The organism is Prevotella pectinovora (assembly GCF_041323955.1).
Classification (GTDB): domain Bacteria; phylum Bacteroidota; class Bacteroidia; order Bacteroidales; family Bacteroidaceae; genus Prevotella; species Prevotella pectinovora.
Genome location: NZ_JBGLIV010000001.1, coordinates 1,045,310 through 1,070,612, shown reverse-complemented (window position 1 = coordinate 1,070,612; position 25,303 = coordinate 1,045,310). Strand labels below are relative to the sequence as shown.

General features: G+C 45.4%; 20 protein-coding genes and 2 tRNA genes. 5 read left to right on the top strand and 17 right to left on the bottom strand.

Translation table 11 applies throughout. The features are described from left to right. Window positions 1–7: 7 nt before the first annotated feature. From ACDC99_RS04195 to ACDC99_RS04115, 17 genes are all read right to left on the bottom strand, one after another. On the bottom strand, window positions 8–1,621 hold the full coding sequence (locus ACDC99_RS04195; RefSeq protein ID WP_044072024.1) for a CTP synthase: 1,614 nt from the start codon (window positions 1,619–1,621) through the stop codon (window positions 8–10). A 182-nt stretch (window positions 1,622–1,803) separates the two neighbouring features. Continuing rightward, a tRNA-Pro gene (locus ACDC99_RS04190) sits at window positions 1,804–1,876 on the bottom strand. An 86-nt stretch (window positions 1,877–1,962) separates the two neighbouring features. Further along, window positions 1,963–2,035: transfer RNA gene (locus tag ACDC99_RS04185), tRNA-Pro, on the bottom strand. Between the two features lie 316 nt (window positions 2,036–2,351). Then, window positions 2,352–3,065, bottom strand: a complete 714-nt coding sequence (locus ACDC99_RS04180) for a LytR/AlgR family response regulator transcription factor (RefSeq protein ID WP_370755920.1) — start codon at window positions 3,063–3,065, stop codon at window positions 2,352–2,354. After that, window positions 3,040–4,152, bottom strand: coding sequence for a sensor histidine kinase (locus ACDC99_RS04175; protein ID WP_044065852.1), 1,113 nt, complete (start codon window positions 4,150–4,152; stop codon window positions 3,040–3,042). Before ACDC99_RS04175 ends, ACDC99_RS04180 begins: the two co-directional genes overlap by 26 nt. Then, on the bottom strand, window positions 4,149–5,387 hold the full coding sequence (locus ACDC99_RS04170; protein ID WP_042519609.1) for an ABC transporter permease: 1,239 nt from the start codon (window positions 5,385–5,387) through the stop codon (window positions 4,149–4,151). Before ACDC99_RS04170 ends, ACDC99_RS04175 begins: the two co-directional genes overlap by 4 nt. A gap of 18 nt (window positions 5,388–5,405) precedes the next feature. Next, a complete protein-coding gene (locus tag ACDC99_RS04165) occupies window positions 5,406–6,158 on the bottom strand; it encodes an ABC transporter ATP-binding protein (RefSeq protein ID WP_042519608.1) in 753 nt (250 codons plus the stop codon). 98 nt (window positions 6,159–6,256) lie between these two features. Next, window positions 6,257–7,282, bottom strand: coding sequence for an IS110 family RNA-guided transposase (locus ACDC99_RS04160; RefSeq protein ID WP_370755918.1), 1,026 nt, complete (start codon window positions 7,280–7,282; stop codon window positions 6,257–6,259). A 501-nt stretch (window positions 7,283–7,783) separates the two neighbouring features. Beyond that, window positions 7,784–8,962 carry an efflux RND transporter periplasmic adaptor subunit gene (locus tag ACDC99_RS04155; protein WP_044072447.1) on the bottom strand — a complete coding sequence of 393 codons (1,179 nt, stop codon included), beginning with the start codon at window positions 8,960–8,962 and terminating at the stop codon, window positions 7,784–7,786. 82 nt (window positions 8,963–9,044) lie between these two features. After that, complete coding sequence (locus ACDC99_RS04150) at window positions 9,045–10,379, bottom strand: TolC family protein (RefSeq protein ID WP_288745044.1); 1,335 nt, start codon at window positions 10,377–10,379, stop codon at window positions 9,045–9,047. A 308-nt stretch (window positions 10,380–10,687) separates the two neighbouring features. Continuing rightward, a complete protein-coding gene (gene kdsB, locus ACDC99_RS04145; RefSeq protein ID WP_044080070.1) occupies window positions 10,688–11,443 on the bottom strand; it encodes a 3-deoxy-manno-octulosonate cytidylyltransferase in 756 nt (251 codons plus the stop codon). 68 nt (window positions 11,444–11,511) lie between these two features. Next, window positions 11,512–12,324 carry a hypothetical protein gene (locus ACDC99_RS04140; RefSeq protein ID WP_370755916.1) on the bottom strand — a complete coding sequence of 271 codons (813 nt, stop codon included), beginning with the start codon at window positions 12,322–12,324 and terminating at the stop codon, window positions 11,512–11,514. Further along, a complete protein-coding gene (locus ACDC99_RS04135; protein ID WP_022315993.1) occupies window positions 12,251–14,371 on the bottom strand; it encodes a YgiQ family radical SAM protein in 2,121 nt (706 codons plus the stop codon). Before ACDC99_RS04135 ends, ACDC99_RS04140 begins: the two co-directional genes overlap by 74 nt. Beyond that, entirely contained in the window at window positions 14,371–14,691 is a 321-nt protein-coding gene (locus ACDC99_RS04130; RefSeq protein WP_022315994.1) for a hypothetical protein, read from the bottom strand. The genes ACDC99_RS04135 and ACDC99_RS04130 overlap by 1 nt, the downstream gene beginning before the upstream one ends. A 147-nt stretch (window positions 14,692–14,838) precedes the next feature. Next, entirely contained in the window at window positions 14,839–17,559 is a 2,721-nt protein-coding gene (locus ACDC99_RS04125) for a golvesin C-terminal-like domain-containing protein (RefSeq protein ID WP_370755914.1), read from the bottom strand. Window positions 17,560–17,638: 79 nt separating this feature from the next. After that, window positions 17,639–18,202, bottom strand: coding sequence for a 1-acyl-sn-glycerol-3-phosphate acyltransferase (locus ACDC99_RS04120; RefSeq protein WP_044065841.1), 564 nt, complete (start codon window positions 18,200–18,202; stop codon window positions 17,639–17,641). 20 nt (window positions 18,203–18,222) lie between these two features. Then, window positions 18,223–18,495 carry a hypothetical protein gene (locus ACDC99_RS04115; protein ID WP_022315997.1) on the bottom strand — a complete coding sequence of 91 codons (273 nt, stop codon included), beginning with the start codon at window positions 18,493–18,495 and terminating at the stop codon, window positions 18,223–18,225. A 385-nt stretch (window positions 18,496–18,880) separates the two neighbouring features. Between ACDC99_RS04115 and ACDC99_RS04110 the strand changes: the two genes are divergently transcribed. From ACDC99_RS04110 to ACDC99_RS04090, 5 genes are all read left to right on the top strand, one after another. Next, the gene (locus ACDC99_RS04110) at window positions 18,881–20,530 is read left to right on the top strand and encodes a diphosphate--fructose-6-phosphate 1-phosphotransferase (protein ID WP_022315998.1); all 1,650 of its coding nucleotides are present in this window, start codon (window positions 18,881–18,883) and stop codon (window positions 20,528–20,530) included. 111 nt (window positions 20,531–20,641) lie between these two features. Beyond that, window positions 20,642–21,517, top strand: a complete 876-nt coding sequence (locus ACDC99_RS04105; RefSeq protein ID WP_082026291.1) for a glycoside hydrolase family 25 protein — start codon at window positions 20,642–20,644, stop codon at window positions 21,515–21,517. A 592-nt stretch (window positions 21,518–22,109) separates the two neighbouring features. Then, entirely contained in the window at window positions 22,110–22,577 is a 468-nt protein-coding gene (locus ACDC99_RS04100) for a helix-turn-helix domain-containing protein (protein WP_022316000.1), read from the top strand. 107 nt (window positions 22,578–22,684) lie between these two features. Continuing rightward, window positions 22,685–24,640, top strand: a complete 1,956-nt coding sequence (locus ACDC99_RS04095) for a dipeptidyl-peptidase 3 family protein (RefSeq protein ID WP_330071027.1) — start codon at window positions 22,685–22,687, stop codon at window positions 24,638–24,640. 21 nt (window positions 24,641–24,661) lie between these two features. Continuing rightward, on the top strand, window positions 24,662–25,273 hold the full coding sequence (locus tag ACDC99_RS04090; protein WP_022316002.1) for a DNA alkylation repair protein: 612 nt from the start codon (window positions 24,662–24,664) through the stop codon (window positions 25,271–25,273). Window positions 25,274–25,303 lie beyond the last annotated feature (30 nt).

Genomic DNA, 25,303 nt, shown 5'->3' with positions numbered 1-25,303 from the left:
CCGGTTGTCATTTCTTACCCTTCTTGCAGGCTATAGCTGTTTTCACGAAGTCAAGGAAAAGAGGATGCGGTTTGAGCACCGTACTTGAGTATTCCGGATGGAACTGTGTTCCGATATACCATTTCAGTCCTGGTATCTCCACGATTTCAACGAGGTCGCTCTCTGGGTTGCGTCCCACACATTTCATTCCTGCACGCTCGTATTCCTGCTCGAAGCTGTTGTTGAACTCATAGCGATGACGATGGCGCTCCTGTATGTGTTCCTTCTTGTAGATTTCAAAGGCGCGTGATCCTTGTTTCAGTACACATTCATAGGCGCCGAGTCGCATCGTTCCACCCAGGTCGGTGATGTTCTTCTGGTCTTCCATGATGTCGATCACGTTGTGCTCCGTCTTCTCATCGAGTTCACGGCTGTTGGCATCTTCATAGCCAAGCACGTTTCTCGCGAATTCCACAACTATCATCTGCATTCCGAGGCAGATGCCGAAAGTTGGAATGTCGTGAGTCCTGGTGTAGTGGGCTGCAACGATCTTGCCTTCTGTTCCACGCTGTCCAAATCCGGGACATATCATTATGCCGTCCATTCCCTGCAGCTTTTCTGCCACGTTCTCCTCAGTGAGCTTCTCGCTGTTGATGAACGTAATGACGGTCTTGTGGTCGTTGTAGGTGCCGGCTTGAGAGAGGCTCTCCCTGATGCTCTTGTATGCATCCTGAAGGTCGTATTTGCCGACAAGACCAATATGTACTTCTTCTGTGGCTTTCTGTCTTCTTTCGAGGAAGCTCTTCCATGGTCCGAGTGCAGGAGTCTCTCCCGGCTCAATGCCCATCTTCTTGAGGATTGCCGAGTCGAGTCCCTGATTCTGCATATTGACGGGCACTTCATAGATGGAAGGCAGGTCTTCGCTTTGTACGACGCAGTCGAAGTCGACGTTGCAGAAGGATGCCACTTTCTTGAGTATTCCGTCTCCGAGGTGTTTCTCGGTTCGCAGCACGAGAATGTCGGGCTGTATGCCGACGCTCTGAAGCTCTTTTACGGAGTGTTGAGTTGGTTTGGTCTTCAGTTCTCCGGCTGCTTTGAGATAGGGTACGTAGGTTAGATGTACGCATACTGCATTCTTGCCCAGTTCCCATTTCATCTGTCTTATCGCCTCAAGGTATGGGGCGCTTTCTATATCGCCTATCGTTCCTCCGATTTCCGTTATTACGAAGTCGTAGTGGTTCTTCTCTCCGAGCAACTTTATGTTCCTCTTTATCTCATTCGTGATATGCGGAACTACCTGAATCGTCTTTCCCAGATAATCGCCACGTCGCTCCTTGTCTATCACAGCCTTGTATATGCGTCCTGTGGTGAGTGAGTTCGCCTTTGTGGTCTGAATGCCTGTGAACCTCTCGTAGTGTCCGAGGTCGAGATCTGTTTCCATACCGTCCACGGTGACGTAGCATTCACCGTGTTCATACGGATTCAGGGTTCCTGGGTCGATGTTGATGTAGGGGTCGAATTTCTGGATTGTGATGTTGTAGCCCCTTGCCTGTAATAACTTACCTATTGAAGAAGAGATAATTCCCTTGCCGAGCGATGATACTACACCGCCAGTGACGAAGATGTACTTGGTTTCAGTCACGGTCTTGTTGTTTTTATTGTTTATAATATTCAAACGATTTGCAAAGTTAACAATAAAAACATTTATAGCCAAAGGATTAGCTTTTTTTCGCTTTTTTCTTCTATGAAGAATTATGGGTCAGCGGATTGAGGTTGGTTTAGAAGAATAAAAAAAAGAGAATGACCGAAATCATTCTCCTTATGTCGGGGTGACAGGACTCGAACCTGCGACAGCCTGGTCCCAAACCAGGAACGCTACCAACTGCGCTACACCCCGATTGTTTTGTTTAATGTCTTTATGTTATCAACACAGTGGTGTTTTACTTACATAAAAAGAGAATGACCGATATCATTCTCCTTGTGTCGGGGTGACAGGACTCGAACCTGCGACAGCCTGGTCCCAAACCAGGAACGCTACCAACTGCGCTACACCCCGATTGTTTGTCTTGACAATCTTCTTGTTCCTGCAACTCTTGTTGTGTTTGTTTCTTGATTGCGGGTGCAAAGGTACGGATTTTTTTTGTTTCTGCAAAACTTTTCAAGAAAAAAGCATTAAATTGTATGCTCTTTTTTTAATAGTTTACAGAGATTTTCCTAAAAACACAATTTCTACATTATTAAATATTGTTTTTACCTTACCCGTATTGCAATTGTCTGATTAATATCAGAGCTGGGAAGGGGATGGATTATAGACGAATGGTGGTCTGTCACATCCCCTTTGTTGGTTTGCAAGCATTATTGTTGTATTATCCTCATACTAGTGAGTGGCTGTCAATGTATTTTAGCATTTCGTTTTTGTAGCTTTCTGAGATGGGGAGATATTGGTCACCGATAACAATGCGGAAGCGATCGACCAGTTCCACTTTGGGCATGTGTACGATGTATGATCTGTGTATGCGCATGAATTCTGGCGAAGGAAGGTATTCCTCCACCTTCTTCATGTTCATTAGAGACATGATGTTTTTAGAACTGTCAGTGAAATAAAATTTTACATAGTCTTTAACACCCTCTACATAAAGGATGTCGTCGAAGTTGATTTTCTGCAGCTTGTATTCGCTTTTCACGAACACGAACCGGTCTTCGCGCATTGTCTTCTGTCTGTCTTGAATGTCAAACCACTCAAGAGCCTTGTTTGCAGTCTGCAGGAATCTCTCGAAACTGATGGGTTTCAGAAGATAGTCGAGAGCATTGACATCGTAGCCGTCAATCGCATATTGGTTGAAAGCCGTAGTGAACACGATTTTCGTTTCCTTGCTGATTATCCTTGCAAATTCCAGTCCGCTGAGTTCCGGCATCTGGATGTCGAGGAAAATCAGGTCGATCTTTCTTTCGCGTATTGTCTTAATTGCTAGTATGGCACTGTTGTACACTCCTTCCACTCTGAGGAAGGGCACCTTCTGAGCATAACTTTCCAGCAGCTCTGCTGCCAGCGGCTCGTCATCAATTATCACGCAATTTAGTGTCATAAATATATATGTTAGAATAATAAATCTTGTTATTGTCTTTTGTTCCTTTTTCCCATGTATACTTTTTGTGGTAGGCAAGTTCGAGGCGTTTGCCCACCTGTTCAAGGCCGATGCCGTGACCGCTTCTGTCGGTGTCGTTTTTAGGGAAATTTGAATTTTCTATCTCGCATGCGATATGGTTGCGGTCGGCATATATGTTTATGTGTATGAAACTGTTTTCTGCCGTTCCTATACCATGCTTGAAGGCATTCTCTATCAGCGAGATAAAAATTAGGGGAGCAATCCTCAGTTCCGTGTCTTTGGGCACGTTGACCTGGATTTGTATCTTGGTAGTCTTCGGAATGCGGATTTTCATAAGGTTGATATAGCTGTGGATAAACTTAATCTCATCGTCGAGTCTGACGAAGTCCTGCTGGTTATCGTAGAGGATATGCCTGAGCATACCGCTGAGTTCCAGTATCGCCTCTTGTGCTTTCTGCTGGTTGAAGGCTGTGAGGGCATAGATGTTGTTGAGGGTGTTGAGCAGGAAATGAGGATTGACCTGATTCCTCAGGTTCTTCAGCTCTGCATCCTGTTTTGCCATCTCTGCTTCCCGACGTGCCGTTTCTGACGACTGCCATTTGATTGACAGTATCGACATGGCTGCTATGGCTGCAGTAACAGTCATGTTGAAAACGTTTCTCAAAATGAATATCAAGTCCATCAACGCATTCGGCTCTCTCATCTTTTTCATCGGATGCAGGTGATGTTCCGGATGGAAGAATACCCTATGGCTCACTTGAAACCAGATATGTAGCCCTAATCCCATTAGTATCACCAATGCTATGGTATATGTCCAGAACTTACGCTTTTGTCCTTTGAGCAACAGTTTGGGCGTGAGGTATAGATAAGTGGTGTAGAACACCAGCATCATGGCAATTGGTGTGGAAAACATCGGTATCAGCTTGTCTGCTTCAAAACGGTCACCTCTATCGAAGAATGTGAGCGGGGATATTAATATCACGAGCCATACGGCAACGTGGATAGCGACAAGGGCCTTCTTGTATGAGTTCATGGCATTGAGTTTGTTCTTCTTATATTTAATCATTCATATCTGAGAGCCTCGATAGGGTCGAGCTGTGCTGCTTTCTTTGCCGGATACCAACCAAAGAACACACCTGTAAAGGTACACACGGCGAAGCTCATGACGATACTCCATGGCTGTATGTATATCGGCCAGTGGGCAATGAGGTTGATGGCATATGATGAACAGACTCCTATCAGTACGCCGATAATGCCTCCTGTCACGCTGAGCAGTATCGCCTCGATGAGGAATTGGTTAAGGATGTCCACTCCGCGTGCTCCAACGCTCATTCTGAGTCCTATCTCCTTGGTTCTCTCTGTCACGCTCACATACATGATGTTCATGATTCCGATGCCGCCCACTATAAGTGAAATGCCTGCCACACATCCCAGCAGAATGGTCATCATATCTGTGGTTGAGTTCATCATTGATGCAAGTTCCTCTTGTGAGCGTATGTTGAAGTCGTCATCGTCGGCCTCCTGCATGTCTGTGGCCTCTTTCAGTTTGTGGTTACGACGCAGTATTGTGGTTATCTCGTCTGTAGCCTTGTCTGTAAGCCCTTCTGTTATTGCAGAACAGTTGATGCTTCCGAGATAAGTCTGTGCGAGTATCCTCTTCATTACAGAAGTGTATGGGGCAAGCACGAGATCATCCTGGTCCATACCCATCGTGTTGTATCCTTTCTTCTTCAACACTCCGACGACTCTGAAAGGTATGCTGTTGAAACGCACCACACGCCCGATGGGATCGCTGCCGTCGGGAAAGAGATTGTCAACTACGGTCTGTCCTAGAACGCATACCTTTGCGCTTGACTTTATGTCTTCATCTGAAAACATATCTCCATCGCTCACGCTGAGTTGGCGGATTGAGAGATAGTCGGTGTTCACTCCATAGATAGTAGATGGGGTGTTGTTGTTGCCGTAGATGAATTGTCCGCTTTTGTTCACCACCGGACTTATTGCTGAAATGTACTTACATTCGTCTTTAAGCGACTGATAGTCGGCAAGTTTCAGGGTTTCCATTGATGAGGCATCCTGTCTCACTCCGCCTCTCATGTCGGCTCCAGGGTTTATCATTATCATGTTAGAGCCCATCTCGGCAATGTTTGCTTGTATACTTTTCTTTGATCCCTGGCCTATGGCAAGCATGGCAATGACCGAAGCCACGCCAATGATAATGCCGAGGGCTGTAAGGAAAGACCGCATTTTATTGGCGGCTATAGCTCTGAGGGCTATCTTGAAAAGATTGCTATAATTCATTGTTCTGTCCTCATTGGTTTATTCGTCGGTGCTTGGCGGTAATTGTGCAAGTGCTTCGGCTGCCGACTGTATGTTGTTGTTGTATTCGTCACTTATCACCTTGCCGTCTCTGAGCATGATGTTACGGCTCGAATAGTTGGCCAGGTCGGGATTGTGTGTCACGAATATTATAGTTCTTCCTGCAGCGAAGAGTTTCTGGAAGAGCACGAGGATTTCAAACGATGTCCTCGTGTCGAGATTTCCTGTAGCTTCGTCAGCAAGTATTACGGCAGGGTTGTTCACCAAGGCACGGGCTATGGCCACACGTTGCATTTGTCCACCTGACATCTGGTTGGACTTGTGGTATAGGCGGTCACCCAATCCCACTGCCTTGAGGGCTTCAATTGCCCTGTCATGTCTTTCTGTTGACGAAACGTCTGAGTTGTACATCAGGGGAAGCTCTACGTTCTCTATGCTGGTGGTCTTTGGCAACAGATTGTAGTTCTGGAATATGAAACCTATTTTTCTGTTGCGCAGCACGGCTCGTTGTGGTCTTGACATTGTTCTCACCGATACCCCGTCGAGCAGATATTCACCGCTTGATGGAGTATCGAGGCATCCGAGCTGGTTTAGCAATGTAGACTTTCCGGAGCCCGACTTACCCATGATGGTTACGAATTCACCCTCGTATATCTTGAAAGAGACGCCCCTCAAGGCATGTACCATCTCATCGCCTACAAGAAACTCTCTTTTAACGTTCTGTAATTCTATAACGACTTTTTTACTGTCCATATTGTTCTGATTCATGAATTTATTCAAGTTCCAAGCACGTTTTTATCCCAAATCGCTTTCTATGTTAATATCCAAATGTTTTGACCATTATTTTCAATTTATGCTGAGATTTTATATTCAGGGGTGAATGTTTGGCGATTTCTGACCATGGCTGTGACCAAATGTACAAGTTTGTTCTTGACATTGTTCAGTGCAACCTGCTTCTTCTTTCCTCGTTCTACGAGGCGCATGTAGTACCTCGCCATAATGGGATTGAAGTTGACGGCAGCTAGTGCCGCTTGCGTCAGCATGGCCTTTATCTGGCGGTTAGCCATATAATGTACATGCGGATCGGAATGCACACTGGTTCCCGAATCTTTGCCAAATGGAGCTAGGCCGTAATAGCAGGCAATCTTGCGTGAGTCGTAGTTGAAACGCCGGAAGTTGTCGGTGTACACCATCAGGCACACAGCGTTCTGCGTTCCTATGCCAGGCACCGAGGTCACGATGGTGAACACCTCGGTGAGTTCCTCGTCCGACTTGATGAGATCGGCAATGCGCTTATCTATCTTCTCTATCTCCTTATTGAGTTCAGAGACGATGTGCCGTCCGCTCTGCGAAATCATTGTCTTGTCTGGCGACTTCTCCATAGTGAGTCGCTTTTCGCCTCTACGCACCTGGAAACTGCATCTGTGTCTTACGATCATCTGACGGTATAGGAACAGCTCACGCAGTTGTGTAAGCGACTCGCTAAGAGGCTCGTACATAACGGCTTTATCGTAATTCCTCATGGCGTATTCTGCAATCATCGAGGCGTCAGCACGGTCAGACTTCAATCGTCTAAGACCAGATGCGTCTTTGATGCTCTTTGCGTTCTCAAGCCACATGTCGTAGCCTTTACCGTAGAGGAAGTTGCACAGTCCCTTGCTGTAGTCGCCCGTGTTCTCGCCACAGAAGAGCCACAAGGACGAGTCGATACCGCAGGAATTCTGCTCAACCCACTTGACCAACTGCCTATAGCCAGACACGGTTGTCTTGAACTCGTTGAACACTCTAGCAGCGGTTTCTGCCAGTCCGTCTGCAAAAAGGATAGCCACATCAACTTTTTCTTTCGAAAAATCAACTCCGATAAATAAATTCTTCATAACTTTGTACGAGTTATATTGTGTAGAATTGGTCAATAGTTGTATGGACTAACACTCTAACAAGGCTCAGAGCCGATAACTTTCTATCTGGTCTTTGCAACTATGTCGATGAGGACCTAAACGATTTATAGCTTTACGGCTGGGTCATTAGCTGGTTTACCTCTTCGACAGACCGATTCTACCTTTTTACAACAAAGGTACGAAACTGTCTTTAGCAATCATAGTTTTACCTTGATTATTTTGGAGTTTATGCGACTTCGTCGCAATCTTCTGCAAACTTAGAGGTCATTAGGCTTGCTTGGATTTTGTTATTTTAGAAGAGTGGTTTTGTTTGGCTTTTAATGAGTAATAGCGAGCTATTGCGAATTAAAAACAAGCAAAAGGCGCCTTATAAAAAACAAAAGACTGCAAGCAGTTATTAAAATTATACATTAAACGGCCTAATGACCGATTTGGGTTTATGGAACCGGTGAATTTCATTGATGTGAAACTTAACTGTTGTTATTTCTTCTTTTGGCGTGGACCTTTAGGAGCGAATGGACTGCTCTCGCTGTTGTTTTCAGCCTGTTCATCATCATTTCCGTTGGCAGCCTTAGCGTCGGTTATTATCTCCAGTCCTTTGCTCACACCACTCAGAATCTCGGTATGTATTCCGTCAGACATACCTATTTGTACAGCATGTGCCTTGAAAGTGTTGCCTTCGCGTGTCCATACTTTATTTTTCCCCTTACAGTCAACTATCTTGCAGCCTTTAATCAGATCTTGGGTCGGAGTGAAACGCAAAGCCTTTGTGGAAACGCACAACACGTTCTGCCGTTCTGCCGTATAGATCGTGACGTTGGCTGTGAGGCCTGGCTTCAGCTTCAGTTCGCTGTTTGGGGCACTTATCACTACTTCATATGTTACTACGTTGTTTGTCGTTGTAGCTTCCTGTCTTACTTGTTTCACGACTCCTTCGAAAGTGTCGTTAGGATAGGCGTCGACGGTGAATGATACGCGCTCGCCTTCTTTCACGTCGCCGATGTCGGCCTCATCTACGTTTGCCACAACCTGCATATCTTTCAGGTCTTTGGCAATAGTAAAGAGTTCAGGAGTGGCATAGCTTGCGGCTACGGTCTGTCCTTCCTCTACAGACTTGGAAATCACAACTCCGTCTATTGGTGAGGTGATGATGGCATAGCTGAGATTGGTTTGGGCTTTCTGGACCATCTCTCTCGACTGGGCAACCTGGTCTTTAGCTTTCTCAAAGTTCAGCTTTGCCGATTCATATTCGTCTGCGCTTACCAGTCCTTTCTTGAACAATGTTGCATAGCGCTTGTAGTTTGCAGATTCGTAGTTCAGTGAACTCTGTGCACTCGACAAGTTCGCCTTTGCGGTATTCAGTTCGCTAATGAGGTTTGTCTTGTCCAATTCTGCTATTATCTGTCCTTTCTTCACCACTGTATTGTAATCAACATACAGTCTTGAGATGATTCCTGATACTTGTGTACCCACAGTTACTGAAGTCACAGGCTCTACGCTTCCCGTAGCCGTAACGCTGTTCTTGATATTTGCAAGTTCAACCTTTGCCGTGTCAAATGTCACCGCCTGTTCTTTTTTTCCTCCGGAGAACATCCATGTTGCTATCGCGAGGACTGCTATAATGCCAATCCCAATCCATATTTTGCTTATCTTTTTCATATTCTTAATACTTTCTTGTTTTTTGATATTCTTGATTTTTTTTTATCATGTAAGATTACTTCACGGATAGATTGCTTGTTGGCTATCTATTGCCGTAAAGGTCAAGCATCTGTTTTGAGAGAATTGTCATGTATTTGCTTTGTAGCATATCCTGTTGGGCCTTAATCAGATTCGTCTTGCTGTTCATCAATTCTATAATGTTCTTCAATCCTAATCTGAATTGCTCGCTCATAAGGTCGTAGCTCATTTGCGCGCTTTCAACATTACTCTTTGCTGCCAGATATTTCTGTTGGTTATTGTTGGCATCTATCCAGTATCCCTCAACGGTATTCCATATTTTCTTCTTCTGGTCGTCCAGTTCCAGCAATGCGTTTTCTCTTGCAATACGAGCTTTGTTCAATGCTGTCTTTGTTTGTCGCTGATCGTAGATAGGCATGCTTACTGTAGCTCCAAGCGCCATGTCGAAGTTCGTTTTTATCTGGTTTACCCATGAGTTCTCGTTCATCGATGAGGAACTTGTCATCGCTGATCCTGTGAGACTTATCGTAGGCATGTAGCTTGCCTTTGCTATGGCGATGTTCAGATTGCTGCCTTTTATTCCAAGCTGGCTGTATACGATCTCCGGTCTGTTTGTAATGGCATTTTCATAGACAAAGCTAAGGGCTGGAACTGTTGCTGTGGCTTGGGCGTCGGTTGCTTCTGGTAAAACTATTTCAAAACCACTTTCAGCAGTAATCTCCAACAGTTGTTTAAGTTGTGACTTGTATTTTGCCAGATTACTCTCTGTTTCCACTATGCCGTATTTGTCGTTTGCTGCCTGAGCTGAGAGTTGTGCCAGATCTGCTTTCGACATCTTTCCTACATTTACCATCTCTTTGCCTCTGTTCTCATTAGCCAGACTTGCCTCATATGATTGTTTGTTTACTGTCAGGGCCTCGTTGGTATAGAGAATCTGTACGTAGAGCTGTGTTATCTGCTCTTCGATTGTCTTTGCCGTTATGGCAGAGTCGGCAGCGGCTTGTTCTTCTGCCACTTTGCTTAATTTCAGAGTGTTGGTGCTTTTGTTGCCGTTCCATACTGTCCAGTTGGCATTCACTCCGTATGTACCGTTATACGACAGTTTGTCTACGCTGCGTTGTACTGTACCATTGCTCACCATACCCATGCTTTCGTTTGGCCACGGCCTGAATCCCACCCCTTGAGTTGTGCTTGCATTCACAGATGGCAGCAGTTGGGCTTTTGCCTGGAGAGTATTCTCGTGTGCAGTCTGCTTATCGAGTGCTTTCTTCTTCAATGAGATATTGTTGGCCATGGCATAGTCAATGCATTCCTCAAGAGTCCACTGTTTTGTACTTTGCGCAAGAGAGGAGACTATCGACAAAGATGCCAAGGCTGTAGTCATAATGATTTTGTTCATATTTGCTTTCTTTGATTACTCTGCAAATATAGGCATTCTATTCCCTGCATGATAATGAAATAGATATAAGGGGTGTGTTAGTAGAGGAAAAGTTTTGTTTCTTTGATGTAGAACCTCTAAATTAACTGTTTTTTAACAGAAATACGGACTCATGGACGAGCGTGATTGTGAAAAATCATCCTAATCTTTTCAAAGTAAGAAACTGTAGCCTATTATCTTATTGTGCATATATGAGACAGAATAGGTCTATTCGTAGTCTGCTTTGATAATTTGTTTCTTCCTTTGAGAAGGTTAGGATGATGAAGGATTTATCCCTTGTTCTTTGTCAGAAAGGCTTCAGCTCTCTGCAGGTCTGCTGGAGTGTCAATGCCTACGGTTTCAACATCGGTCAGTCCCACCTTAATCTTGTATCCATTCTGCAGCCATCTCAATTGCTCCAGACTCTCTGCCATTTCGAGTGACGACTGTGGCAACTTGGTTATTTCTTTCAGTACGTTTCTTCTGTAGGCATAGAGGCCGATGTGTTTCAGATAGTTGAAGTTCTGAAGCCATTCACCATGATCCACATTCCTGAGATATGGAATCACGCTACGGCTGAAATACATTGCATATCCATTGTTGTCTCTAACTATTTTGGGAGAGTTCGGATTGTCAAGATCAACAATGTCCTGATCTTTTGTGAAGGGCTTTCCGAGTGTCGCTATCTGAGTGTTGTCGTCATCAAAACAACGGCATAGTTCTTTTATCTGTGATTCATGGATAAACGGTTCGTCGCCTTGTATGTTTATCACAACGTCGTACTCCTCACAGAGTTTTTCTACTGCTTCTTCAATACGGTCAGTTCCGCTCTTGTGTTTAGTGGAAGTCATAATGGCATTTCCGCCGAATTCTGCTACCGCATTGAAAATGCGGTCATCATCAGTAGCTACATATACGTCGTCGAGCACTTTCTTTACTTGTTCGACGACCCTTTGAATCACAGTCTTACCGCCAAGTATGGCGAGTGGTTTTCCGGGGAAACGTTGTGATGCGTATCTTGCCGGTATTATTCCTACGAATTTCATATTTATGTTTTTTTTAGTTTTAAATTGACAATGGAATTCCATTGAGTGCGTTTGTGGGTGACTTGACATCAAATTCTGAACCTTATATATGATCTGTCATCGAAAGAAGTTTGTCCCTCATTGAGGCCTTTGGTCTCTATGTTTTCGTATATGCATAGCGGGTCTTCTTCAAGCAGTCTCTGTAGCTCTGCTTCGCTTTCGTTTAGCGTAGGCATCAACTTTGGGTATCCGTCAGAGGCAAGCACTATTTCATGCGTTTTGTCATCTATGGGTATAACTTTCACGAGATGTGTAGGGATATTGAATCCGTCTATTACCGGGTAGAGCTTGTTCTGTTCCAGACATGCTTTCTTCAATGTTGGCAATATTGCTTTGCGCCCGATGTCATTTCTTCTCATTTCGGCTTCTGACATACCTTCTTTCAAGGATTTTCTAATTATCAGCGCTCTTTGGGCTGCAATTTCTTTTTCCCCTGGTTTAGGATTCTCGTATAGTTTACCGTCAACGAGACACTGACAGTCGCCCACCATCCATATCTCCTTCCTGCTGAGACTGAAGACGATGGCACTTGCCGTCATCCTGTTCGTTGGAACATCATTCAACTTCTGAATGTCAACAGCATGTGCATTATATATGGAACGGATTTCTTCTGTCACCTTTTCACAAAATCTCTCCATACAGATGTCGCGTGGCATCTTTTTGATGGCTTTTATGATAGCGAGCATGCAGTATCTGCCGTTACTCATCTCAGGGTTAACTTTCAGTTCTGTTTTGCTTGTACTTCCGTCTACGACGGCAACGAAATTGTCATCTGCCGTTATGCCGTCCTCGTTTAGCAGCCTGCCCGCCTTTCCTTCCGTCTTTTGTTCTATGATTGTCATTTCCTTTTTCGTTGTTGCTTGATGTAAGTCTTCCCGTTCTGCCTGTGTTCTTTCCGTACCTGTTCTTACTCCATACATAGTCGCTGCTATTTTTCGAATATCCATTGTCGTTGTGAACATATTCTTTTTTGTTGCGGCTTCGGCCGTTGCCTTTATGTGAATCTTGTCCGTCGTCCTTCCATTGGTTGCTGGTGCGTGGACCGGCAGATGTCTGTCTGTAGACGTTAGCATAGAGTTGGGTTATGAGGTCAGCTCTTCCAATTCGTTTCAACTCTCTTTCAATGTTTCGTCTCTCTTCGGGCTTATACCAAAAGAAGAACTGCCTTTGAGCGAGTTTTTCTTTCGGTGTCTTGGCTGAAAACACAGGTTCGAGTGTATATGGGTGAAAACCTGTATACCATGTTTCTGTACTTACCGTCATTGGAGTGGGCGTGAAGTCCTGTACCTGTTCCAGATGAAAATCCAGTCTTTTTGTCTTTACCGCGAGTTCCGCCATGTCTTCCTCCATGCAACCAGGATGGCTGCTTATGAAGTAGGGGATAATTTGCTGGTTCAGGTTCTCTTCATTGTTTATTCTATCGAACATCCGTTTAAATTCTCCAAACTGTTCGAATGATGGCTTTCTCATAAGCCTCAGCACATTGTCTGACGTGTGTTCTGGAGCAACTTTCAGTCGTCCGCTTACGTGCTTACAAATAAGTTCCCTTGTATATTCTCGTGCAGCCTTATTCGCTTTATCGTCCTTGCTTTTGTACAGCAGCAAGTCGTATCTCACACCGCTTCCGATGAAACTTTTCTTTATTCCAGGCAGAGCGTCAACAGAATGGTAGATGTCGAGCAGAGCCGTGTGATCCGTGTTGAGGTTCGGACATATCTGTGGGTTGATACACGATGGTCTCTTGCATTTCTCACATAGGTTCTTGTTGCGTCCAGACATTCCATACATGTTTGCTGACGGACCACCAAGGTCGCTGAGATAGCCTTTGAAACCATCCATCTGGATTACCTTCTTCACTTCTTTCAGTATGCTTTCTTTGCTTCGACAAACTATAAATTTGCCCTGATGCGCACTTATGGTGCAGAAGGCACATCCTCCAAAACATCCTCTGTGGATGTTAACGGAGAATTTTATCATCTCGTATGCCGGAATGCGTTTGTTCTTGTATTTAGGGTGTGGCAAACGAGTGTAAGGCAAGTCGAAGACCATGTCCAATTCCTTAGTGTCCATCGGTGGATAAGGAGGATTCACCACTACGTATTCTTTGCCCAATCCCTGTATGATGCGCTGTGCATGGATTTTGTTTGACTCTTCCTCTATGTGTCTGAAGTTCTCCGCTTCTGCCTTTTTGCTTTGCAGACATTCCTCGTGGGAGTGGATAACGATGTCCTTTTCTGTTATTCCTCCGCTTATTCCATCTTCTGGTGAAATGTAAACTGTCTGTGGAATGTCTTTAATCTCTTTGATTTCTTTGCCGTCAACGAGTTGCTTGGCTAGTTCCACGATGGGCTTCTCTCCCATACCATATATTATGATGTCTGCCCCGGCTTCTTTCAGAATGCAAGGCATGAGCTTGTCTTGCCAGTAGTCGTAATGGGTGAGTCTTCTCAGGGAAGCTTCTATGCCGCCTAGCACTATAGGCACGTCTGGGTAAATCTCTCTTAGGATTCTGCTGTATACGATGGTTGGATATTCCGGTCTGCAATCGTGTCTTCCGTCGGGGCTATATGCATCTTCCGACCTCAGTCTTTTGTTTGCCGTATATTTGTTCACCATTGAGTCCATGCAGCCAGGAGATATTCCGAAGAACAGTCTCGGCTTTCCAAGTTTCTTGAAGTCCCGGTAGTCGCCGTGCCAGTCGGGTTGTGGCACTATTGCCACCTTCAATCCGTTGGCCTCAAGCACTCTTCCTATTACTGCCGCTCCAAACGACGGATGGTCTACGTATGCGTCTGCAGAGAACAGAATGACGTCTAGTTCATCCCATCCCCTGAGCTCTACTTCCTTCTTTGTCGTTGGCAGCCAATCTGTTAGTCTCAGTTCTGCCATCAGTCCTCCATTTCGGTTTCACCGTTGTTTTTCTCGTCCCATTCTATATATAGGAGTACGAGTTGGTGTAGTCCGAAAGCTTTCATGTTCTTGTTGTAAATAACGTCGAGACACAGGTCTATCAACCCTTTGTCTGCTCCCATGTTCGACTCCAGCATCGACCTCATGTTGAGTTTGAGTTTGTCGAGTACGGTTTCGTCAATGAAGCCTGTGCTGTCGATGAGATTTCTTAATAATGAATATTTCTTTACTGTTGCCAGATGTTCGTCTGTCACGTTTATGCTTCTTGTTCCCGAAGCGTTAGCTTGAATCTTGTACATTTAATTTTGTTTTTATTTGTTTTCAAATTAATGGGTCAGACAAGTATTTCTCCTTCTGTCTGTCGATGGTCTGACAGGTGAATGAGGAGGTTTACTTGACCATTTGCCGGGTCAAATTAATTTGTTTATTTGTTCCCTCTTGTTTATTTATTCATTTAGAAATGTCAGGAATCCCCTCATTATCATTCTCCTTGCTTTTGCCGATGTTATGCATTCGAAAGGAAAACCCATTGCGAGAGTCCTGTTGGCGGTTCCCTTATATGCCACGCAGGCCGACTTGCCATTGGCGTAAGTAAGCGTGCAGAATGCTTGTGGAGTGGGTGTTACCACGTTTACTCTTGTTGCGGCGTAATGCCTGTCGTTGAGTGAATCATAAATGTCGAATGCTGTTCCCATTCCCGACACAGACTGTCCGGTATCTTCTGCATAATCATCAATATGCAGCACGTTACGCAGAAAAGTCTTTTCTCTGTCAGACTGCATGTCTGAGGCGATATAGGAACCACTTGCCAGTATGTTGCCACCTGCTGCGACATAGTCTTCAAGAACCTTCTGCATCAGATATGTGAACGTCTTGTAATCTTCTGTCGCCGTGGAGGTATATTTCTGGTTGCCCAATATAAGGTCTACGCATGCGTATTCTGAAAGATTCACCCTTCCGTTTTCAACAGCATGAGACGATGCGCTCACCACATTGTATTTCTTCATCGGAACCATTGCTTCGGCATGTTCAGCGGTATAGTCGAAGGTATTTCCCATTATGAAACGTCCTTCCAGTTCCGTACCGCTATATCCCAACCCATCAGGTCCTACAGTGGTATGACGCGACTTGTCGAAGTTTATCTGTTGTCCGCTCCATCCCACTGTCATTCCCATTTGCATACCAGGGTCAGATGCCAGGTCGAATCCCTGTTGCCATTCGTTTTTCACTATGGCAGGAGCCGCCAGTCTGTAGAATCCATTAACTATCAGTATGCTTTTAGTAGCTCCTGGGTGATAAACAGCTGTCAGAGTTTCTGAGGGGAAGCTTTCTCCTCCCTTGTTCGTCGCTGTAACCCTGAATCTATAAACGGCATCAGGCGATAGTTTTATTCGTATCTTCCTGCCTTGTACAAGCTCACCATTGTCAAATCCCCCTTGACTTCCAGCTGCGGTATATACAATATATCCTGTTGGCTTTGCTGATGGTTCCAGTGGGTCAGCTTGTGCATCCCAAGTCAGTTCCACCACTCCTTCGTCAACGAAACGAAGATAGGCGTTCTTGGGGGCGAGTGGTTGCACGATGTAGTCGTTGCGGTGTCTTTCAGCTGTAAATTTCAGTATCGTCTTGTATAAGCTTCTTGCTATCACAAACTTCACGTTAGGATCTTGTCCCATAATCATGTCCGGGAAACTCTGGTGCGACAGGGTCTCTATAATGGCCGACGGTACTTCTGGCAGTCTTGTTTCCGAATAGTTCCGGTCATAGAGATCCCTTTTGTTCCATTTGCCGAATAGCCGCTTCATGTCGTTGTCCAATCCGGAAAGCAGGTTCTGAGCAAGAGTCTTTGATGTTTGTCTCGATGAACCGTCAGCGAGAAGTCCGTCGTGAAATTGCGTTGTGCATATTGCCAGCGAACCGAATATAGACCTGAAGTCGGGGGCGTATCCGGCATCGCTGTGTACTGCAAGTGACATCTCAAGCGGCACTTCCTTTCCGTCCTTGTCAGGAACGAAGCAAGAACCTCCAGCAAGCCAGTTCGTCATTTTCGACCTGGTGTTTATATCGTCTTTATAATCGTCAGTTCCATTATATGAGTTGTATACGTTTTCAGGTGCTCCAGCCCATTGTGCATAGTATCTTGCGCCCTCCAGACACCTTGGCATTCCGCTTGTCTGGCCGTTGCGGTTTACCGTTCCCATACCGCCTCCGAAGCGTACGGCGTCCGCCGTTACTACTCCTTTGCAGCGGCTTGAATTAGAAAGTACTACACGGTTGTCAGAAGAGCACCCTTTCCCGAATTCGAATGTTCCGAGATAAACCCATGTTCCGCCTCCCATGCGTTGGTTCACGTTGAATACAGTCTTGACTCCTTTGTGGTAAACGGTGTATTCAGCATCGTCCACGCTGTTTTTGAGCGTGGGATAACTTACGTATACGGCATACCTTCCTTCGTTTTCTATTCGAGGTTGGTATGAAATCATACATGTAGGCATTTTGTCTGCCTTCGTTTTGCGGGTAGTTCCCCATGTGAAGGGATTTGTATTACCATATAATATAGTTTGCGCTACTCCAGCGAAACCCGGCGTTGCTGCATCAGTCCAACGTCCTTGTAGTGAGGTTTCGGTGTAGTAGGGCAGTTGTGGGTTGTCGTTGTCCACTATCACCTCACTTGGTTGCCAGTCTCTTTCCCTTGGAGAGAACACCGTTGCCCCGGCATTTTCGAGCATGGGAATAAGATAAGGCACTACGATTGTCTGTGTGAACAGATCCTCCGTCGTGGAGTATAGGTTTGGTCTTTGCCATTCCCATTTGTCTTTGTTCTTGTCGTAGTATCTTCCATGACTTGCCCACACGGCAAAATGCTTGTTCAGCAGGCCTTTCGTTGGCTTAAGTGGCCACGACATATTTCTCACCCATTGTTCCCCGTCATATTCTTTACCTCGTTTTGCCGGTACAATGGGTGTGGTCTTGTTTTCTGTTGAGGCTTCCTGCTTATTCCTCTTATCTTTCTTATTCTTTTTGCTTTTCTTTTCTTTTTTGCCCTTGCCGTCTTGTTTCACAGAAGCGTAGGGGGTCTCCTTCCATTTTGTCTTTGAGGAGTCGCGGTGGCTTGCGCATGCACAAAGCATTGCTACTGCCGCCAATATGACAATCTTCTTTTTCATCTTTTTCCGGTGTGTTTCATTTTTCCGAGTCGATGATGGCCGGAACCACTGAGCAGTTGCAATAAGTTATTGCTCACTTCTATTCTTGAGCTGCGTCTCCTATGGAGAAATTTTCCGGTTTCTTTCCTTTGAAGTCCTTGAAATACAGCTTTATGTGCTTCATGTCTTTTTCCACATCGCCTGTAGGATGGAAACATTCCGTACATGTTATTTCCTTTTTCTCATAGTCCACGCCATAGAGCAGAATCGGCAGGTTGGCCTTCAGGGCTATAAAGTAGAAACCTTTTTTCCAGTCTTCCACTCTTTTTCTTGTGCCTTCCGGCGTGATGCATAGTCTGAACTCCTCTCTGTCCAATGCCGTATTTGCTAAGTTGTCCGTCAGGCTTGTGTGTTTCGACCTCCATACTGGAATTCCTCCCATATGTTTGAAAATCGGTCCAAGAGGCCAAAAAAACCACTCCTTTTTCATCAGGAAATTGATTTTTAGTCCTTCAGCCCTTTCGTAGAGTTGTCCAAAGAAGAAGTCCCAGTTGCTCGTATGCGGTGCCAGACATATAATAAATTTATCAGGGTGCTCTACTGTTACTGTCTTTTTCCATCCCAGTTTCTTGTAGAGCATCCATTTGCAAATTGTTCTTATCATGTGTTGCCTGTCCTCCTCTGTTAGTTCAGATTGGCAATCTGATCGACTATCTCGCTAATTTGCGAGTTGAAATTCTTGGTTAGGTCAGCGAAGTATTTCTTAGGTTCCATTCCTGGCTCCGGGTGCGAGATGCGGCATACGAAATCGTTGTGGATAGTCAGAATGGAGTGGAGCAATGCGTCGGAATTCTCTTTCGAGCATTTGGCGCTGTATATTGAACTTGCCACGCACTCGGCGAAAAGCTCGCTGCATATATAATTGATGTTTTTCTTCAAATCACGTTTACTTGCCATAATATTGTTGAAATTTTAGATTAAACAAATACGTTTTATAATCAGCGACAAATATAGCCTTTTTTCTTTGATGTAAAACAATAAATGCAATAAAAAATGTTTTAATGATGATTAAATGTGATTTTTTTTTCTTATTCAGAATAAAAATCTTACATTTGCACGAAGAAAGCAGGCAGGGTGCTGATCCCGTATGTCTGCGGACGAACGTCATTAGGTGTTAGACATATATTAATGTTCAGTGGAGCAAAGCGTAAAGAGCAATATGGCTTGGGAATAGTAAACATTCCCGATGTAGGTTGTAGCGCTTTCTTTTCATGATGCTCAGCGTCGCTTGCGGCGCAATCACTATCAGACTGACAACAACAAACAATTTAAAGTATTTTTTATGGAGAAAAGTGTTTTCCAGCAAGTCAGAGATGCCTTCACGCCGGTTCTGCCGGTTGGCTTGCGGACAGCAGTAGGTATTAAGGAAGGTGAGGCAACGACAAGCGTTGCTGATCAGGAAGTGATAAAGAAAATGTTCCCCAACACATACGGAATGCCTGTCGTGGAGTTCGTAGAAGGCGAGGAGCGAGGCACGGATCCTATCAACGTGGGTGTAATCCTGAGTGGTGGACAGGCTCCTGGCGGTCACAACGTAATAACCGGACTCTTCGATACCATCAAGAAAATCAATCCACATAGCAGACTTTTCGGATTCCTGCTCGGACCGGGCGGACTGGTAGATCACAAGTATATTGAAATTACTGAGACCTACATCAATGACTTCCGTAACACGGGCGGTTTTGATATGATTGGCTCCGGAAGAACCAAGCTCGAAAAGGAAGACCAATTTGAAAAAGGATACGAAATACTGAAATACCTCAACATCAAGGCGCTTGTCATCATTGGAGGCGACGATTCCAACACCAATGCATGCGTGTTGGCAGAGTACTACAAGATGAAGAACTATCCTGTTCAAGTGATAGGATGTCCGAAAACCATCGACGGCGACCTTAAATGTGAGCAGATAGAGGCGTCTTTCGGTTTTGACACGGCAACGAAAGTTTATTCAGAACTTATCGGAAACATTGAGCGCGATTGCAACTCGAGCCGTAAATACTGGCACTTCGTGAAGCTCATGGGGCGTTCTGCTTCGCATATTGCTTTGGAGTGTGCCTTGCAATGCCATCCTAACCTGTGCCTGATATCAGAAGAGGTGGAGGCAAAGGATCTGAGCCTCAACGATATCGTTGAAGACATCTGCCGTATGGTGAAATATCGTTCTGACCGTGGCATGAACTATGGAGTCGTGCTTATTCCTGAGGGACTTATTGAGTTCATTCCGGCAATCGGCAGACTCATTGACGAACTAAATGATCTGCTCGCCCTTCATGGCAAGGATTACAAGGACCTCTCGCCTATGGAGCAGAAGCAATATATTTTAGAACATCTATCTGAAGAGAACCTCAAAACGTTTGAAACGCTACCCGATGACGTGGCACGACAACTCTCGCTAGATCGCGACCCACACGGCAACGTTCAGGTTTCGCTTATCGAGACAGAACGTCTGCTTTCGAGAATGGTGGATGCAAAGCTGCAGGCCTGGAAAAAAGAAGGGAAGTTTAATGGAAGCTTCAACTCTATCCATCATTTCTTCGGTTATGAGGGACGTTGCGCTGCGCCTTCCAATTTCGACGCAAACTATTGCTATGCTCTTGGAGCAAGTGCAGCCCATCTCATCGCCAACGGCAAGACTGGCTATATGGCAGTGGTGCGCAATACTACAGCCAAACCAGCAGATTGGAAAGCGGGTGGAGTGCCTATCACGTCGCTCTTTAACGTGGAACGACGCAATGGCAAGATGAAGCCTGTTATACGCAAGGCGCTTGTTGACCTCAACGGCAGGCCGTTCAAGGAACTGGTTGAACACCGCGATGAGTGGTCGAAGGAGACATCGTTCGTATATCCCGGACCTGTGCAGTATTGGGGACCTTCTGAGCTCTGTGACCGCACTACCAAGACTCTCGCATTAGAGAGAGGAGGAAAAGCGTAGGGAAGATTCCTGAATATGATAATCCAGACCTCAAACCTTTCTACACTTCCTTTTATGGGGGTAAGGCCGGTTTGAGGTTTGGATGTTTATATATCTATAATAAATTAAACCATGACAACCAACAGAAGAAGAACCGTAAAGCCAACAGGGCGACGCTCCTCAACGAAGCATCGCCCCGTAACAAAGCGACGCTCTGAACACAAGATTGGAGGGTTGTTTGGGCTACTCTTCGGTACGCGTGCAAGGTTGGCATGGTGGACGGGAGGAATACTTATAGCTGTGGCGTATGTTTGGGCATTCTATTATTTCTTCGTTGGTCCATTCGGATTCAGATGGCGAGCTCTCTATGGTGATGCAAACTATCCGGGCGGCTATGAAATCAGAGGCATCGACATCAGCCACTATCAGGGAGATATAGATTGGGATCAGCTGCAGAATGCCATGATAGAGAAATGTCCCATCCGTTTCATTGTCATGAAGGCTACCGAGGGCTCAAGCAAGATAGATCCCTCATTCAAGTATAACTTCAAACAAGCTCTGGAATATGGCTATATCCGAGGAGCTTATCATTTTTGGAGCAACCATTCTTCGGCTCGTCAGCAGGCTTATTTCTTTCTCAACAACGTACCTCTCGAGTCGGGAGATCTCCCGCCAGTGCTCGATGTTGAGCACAAGCCGAAAGACAAGAGCGTGGAGGATTTCCAGCAGGACATTCTCACATGGCTTCATATCGTGGAAGACAGGTATCATGTAAAGCCGATAATCTATACATATTATAAATTCAAGAAGCAGTATCTCGACACTCCCGTCTTCGACGACTATCCTTACTGGATTGCTCATTACTATGTGGACAAAATAGAATACCAGGGCGAATGGAAGTTCTGGCAGCATACCGATGCCGGCAAACTTCCAGGCATCAAGGGCTACGTTGACTTCAACATTTACAATGGGTCATTCTATGATTTGAAAAGGCTCTGCATAGATTAATGTCACTTTGGGCTGTTGAGGCAATCTTTGAGAATCCTTTAATTCTTTGCCTTGTTTCCTGTTTCTATTCCCCTTGTTTGTGTTGCGTAAACCTATTATTCTTCTGATACAAGAAGGCGGTTTATGTTTGTCAAAACGTTGCTTTTTTGCTTGCTGAAAAGCTTTTAATGTTTTGTTTGTCTGCTTTATCGAAGATGATATAGGTCTTGGAATGAATGACTTTCAGAAGAAATAGTAAATCAAGACAAAAGCCAAAGCCCAAGAATTCTCATGACATGTCAACTTAAAAAAAACAAAAAGCTCAACAAAATCTTTTTGTTTGTAAATAATTTGCATTATCTTTGCATAATATAAGCTTCGGCTCGGGATAAGAAATGAATGGATTCATTTCATTCTGTTCCCTCATTTCCGGGATGCGTCGTATCAACAGATAAATTCAATCAAGGGTCCAAGCCTTTTGCTTACAGGCAAACATGGCACATGAGACGATAGTCTGCGTATCGAACGTAAGACATAATGCACGTGAAACATAATACTAAGGTATATAAATTGTAGCAGGAAAGACCGTAATGGTCCAAAACATTTAATAGGTATGGCAAAATATAATATTAGAGAAAAGAAAACAAAAGAGGTGACTTATCTTAATCTTGTGAATCCTGAGCTGATGGAAACACTGGAAAACAGAATCATCGACTATATAGGAAACAAGAAGATGTATAAGGAGAAGGCATATTCAGCAAAGCGCCTGGCTTATGACATCGGTACTAACACTAGATATGTGTCTGCTGTGCTCAATGTTAGATTCGGCATGAACTACACCTCGTTCGTAAACCGCTACCGCGTTTCCGAGGCTATGCAGATACTCAAGGACGACCGGTATCGTGGGATGACGATGGAGGATGTAAGCAGCATGGTGGGATTCGCAAACCGGCAATCGTTCTACGCTGCCTTCTACCGCTTCGAAGGCATCACTCCAAGACAGTATAAGCTGTCGTCTGAACCGAAGCCTGAGAAAATGAAGGTGCCTGAGCCGATAGAGCAGGACACACAGGAGCAGTAACGGGAACATGGTTACGTGAGATGCAGTCGCAGTAGCGACAATAGCAGTAGACAGCCAAGGCTCTGGCAGCATTGGGAAAGATTTCCCATAACCACCAAAAGGAAGAAATGGAAAACTATAAATACACAGACGTCAGGTTCGCAGACATACAGATACTACGATACAGACTTGAAGGCTTCGGACGATTGTCATTGCAGCAGAAGAAACTTATATATTGTCTTTCTGAGGCAACGCTATGGGGGCGCGACATCACCTTCGACCAGTTCGGATTCCACAATCTCAAGATCAGAAAGGTCCTTGAAGCAATCTATAGCGGGTTCAAGGGCGACAGAAATCAAGAAGAGTACAGGTCGTTTGAAGAGTACCTCAGAAGGGTATGGTTCTCAAATGGAATTCATCATCATTATGGATGCGAGAAGTTTGAACCTCGTTTCTCAGATGAATTCTTCGAAACGCAGGTGAGGGCATTGCCTGCCAGCCAATTGCCGCTAGACGACGGGCAGACCGTTGATGGGCTCATTGAAGAGCTGCGCCGCCCAATATTCGACCCACACTATATGCCTAAACGCGTGTGTACAGAAGACGGCGTAGACATCGTGAAAGAGTCGGCATGCAATTTCTACCAGGGGCTGACACAGGAAGAAGTGGAAGAATACTATCGTGACCAGGCAAAAGATGACGGACCGGAACCGGTGTCGCACGGTCTCAACTCTACGCTTGTGAAAGGCACCGACGGACAAATCAGAGAAGACGTGTGGAGCGCTCAAGGGAAATATGCTCCGGCCATCAGTCATATAATATACTGGCTCAAGAAAGCCCAACAGCTGGCGCTCAACGAATCACAGGCGCAATACATCTCGACACTTGTGAAATATTATGAGACAGGCGACTTGAATACTTTCAACCGCTACTGCATAGAATGGGTAGGAGAGCATGAATCCGACGTTGATTTCGTAAACGGGTTCATCGAAGTGTATGGCGACCCTCTAGGACTGAAAGGCTCGTGGGAGGGCATAGTGGAATACCAAGACCAGGAGGCGACACGGCGCACCAAGACTATAAGCGATGAGGCTCAGTGGTTTGAAGACCATTCGCCCGTAGACCTCCGCTTCAAGAAAGAGAAAGTGAAGGGAGTGACGGCACACGTGGTGAGGGCCGCAATGCTCGGCGGTGACGAATATCCGTCAACGGCAATCGGCATAAACCTTCCGAACGCCGACTGGATAAGGGCTGCACACGGCAGCAAGAGCGTCACGATAAGCAATCTTATCGACGCATACAATAAGGCTGCACACGGTAACGGATTCAAAGAAGAATTCATACAAGACAAGGAGATGGTGGAATTGATAGACAAATGGGGTGACCAATGCGACAATCTGCACACCGATCTGCACGAATGTCTGGGACACGGAAGCGGGAAACTGCTTGACGGAGTGTCGCCGGACGCACTCAAATCATATGGCAGCACGATAGAGGAGGCGAGGGCGGACCTTTTCGGTCTGTATTTCATAGCGGATCCAAAGCTGCTGCAGCTCGGACTCCTGGACAACAGCGAGGCATATCATGCAGCATATTATTCTTATATGCTCAACGGACTCATGACTCAGCTCGTGAGAATTGCGCCAGGCAACAAGATTGAGGAGGCACACATGCGCAACAGGGCTCTAATAGCCAGGTGGTGTTATGAGAAGGGAAAGAAGAACAGTGTGGCCGAGTTATATACCGACAACGGGAAGACTTACTTGCGCATAAACGACTACGAGGCTCTCCGCCGACTGTTTGCCCAACTCCTTGCTGAGATACAACGCGTGAAAAGCGAGGGAGACCTCGAGGCGGCAAGACTGCTCGTGGAGACTTATGGCGTGAATGTGGACGAGAAACTCCACAAAGAAGTACTCGACAGATATGCCAGGCTTGACCTTGCGCCATATAAGGGCTTTCTGAATCCGAAGCTCACGCCTGTTACGGACGACAGAGGGGATGTAAAGGATATTCTTGTTGACTATTCTGAGGACTACGACCAGCAGATGATGAGATACGGCAAGGAATATGGAGCTTTGTAGAATTATGAAACCATACAAGACATGGAACAGCAACAAGTACAGGATACCATAAAACTTATTAAACGAGGCTTCTCGCTGCAGATGAATGGTGTGGCGTCGGCATCGATGAGAGAGAAAGGCATCGGGGGATACCTGAATTGGGGAATCCAGCTGCCAGCGCTCCGCAACATAGCACAACAGTACGGCAAGGATTATGACCTGGCCGCTGCCCTGTGGAAAGAAAACGTCAGAGAGTGTAAGATCCTAGCCACGTTGATAATGCCAGCCGAAAGGATGAGTTCAGACCTCGTTGACCTTTGGATGGAGCAGACTACGACTCAAGAGATGGCAGAATACGCCACATTCAACCTGTTTCAATATACGGACAGCGCGTCGCTCCATGCCTTTGCGTGGATAGCTTCAGACAAGACTCTGGAGCAGATTTGCGGTTTCAACCTGCTCTCGTGTCTCTTCAGAAAAGGAGCAGAACCAGATGATAGAGACATCAATGAATTTTTAGACCAGGCAATAGCGGCCCTCGCCGACAATTCCATGGCTGTGAGACATGCCGCAAACAACAGTCTCGTGGCTTTTGCAGATATGGGGGAGTTGCAGGAAAAAATAGTAGAGGCGGCAATGAGAAAGTGCATGTAGAAGTGCACTTTTTTTCGTGTAGTACACGTA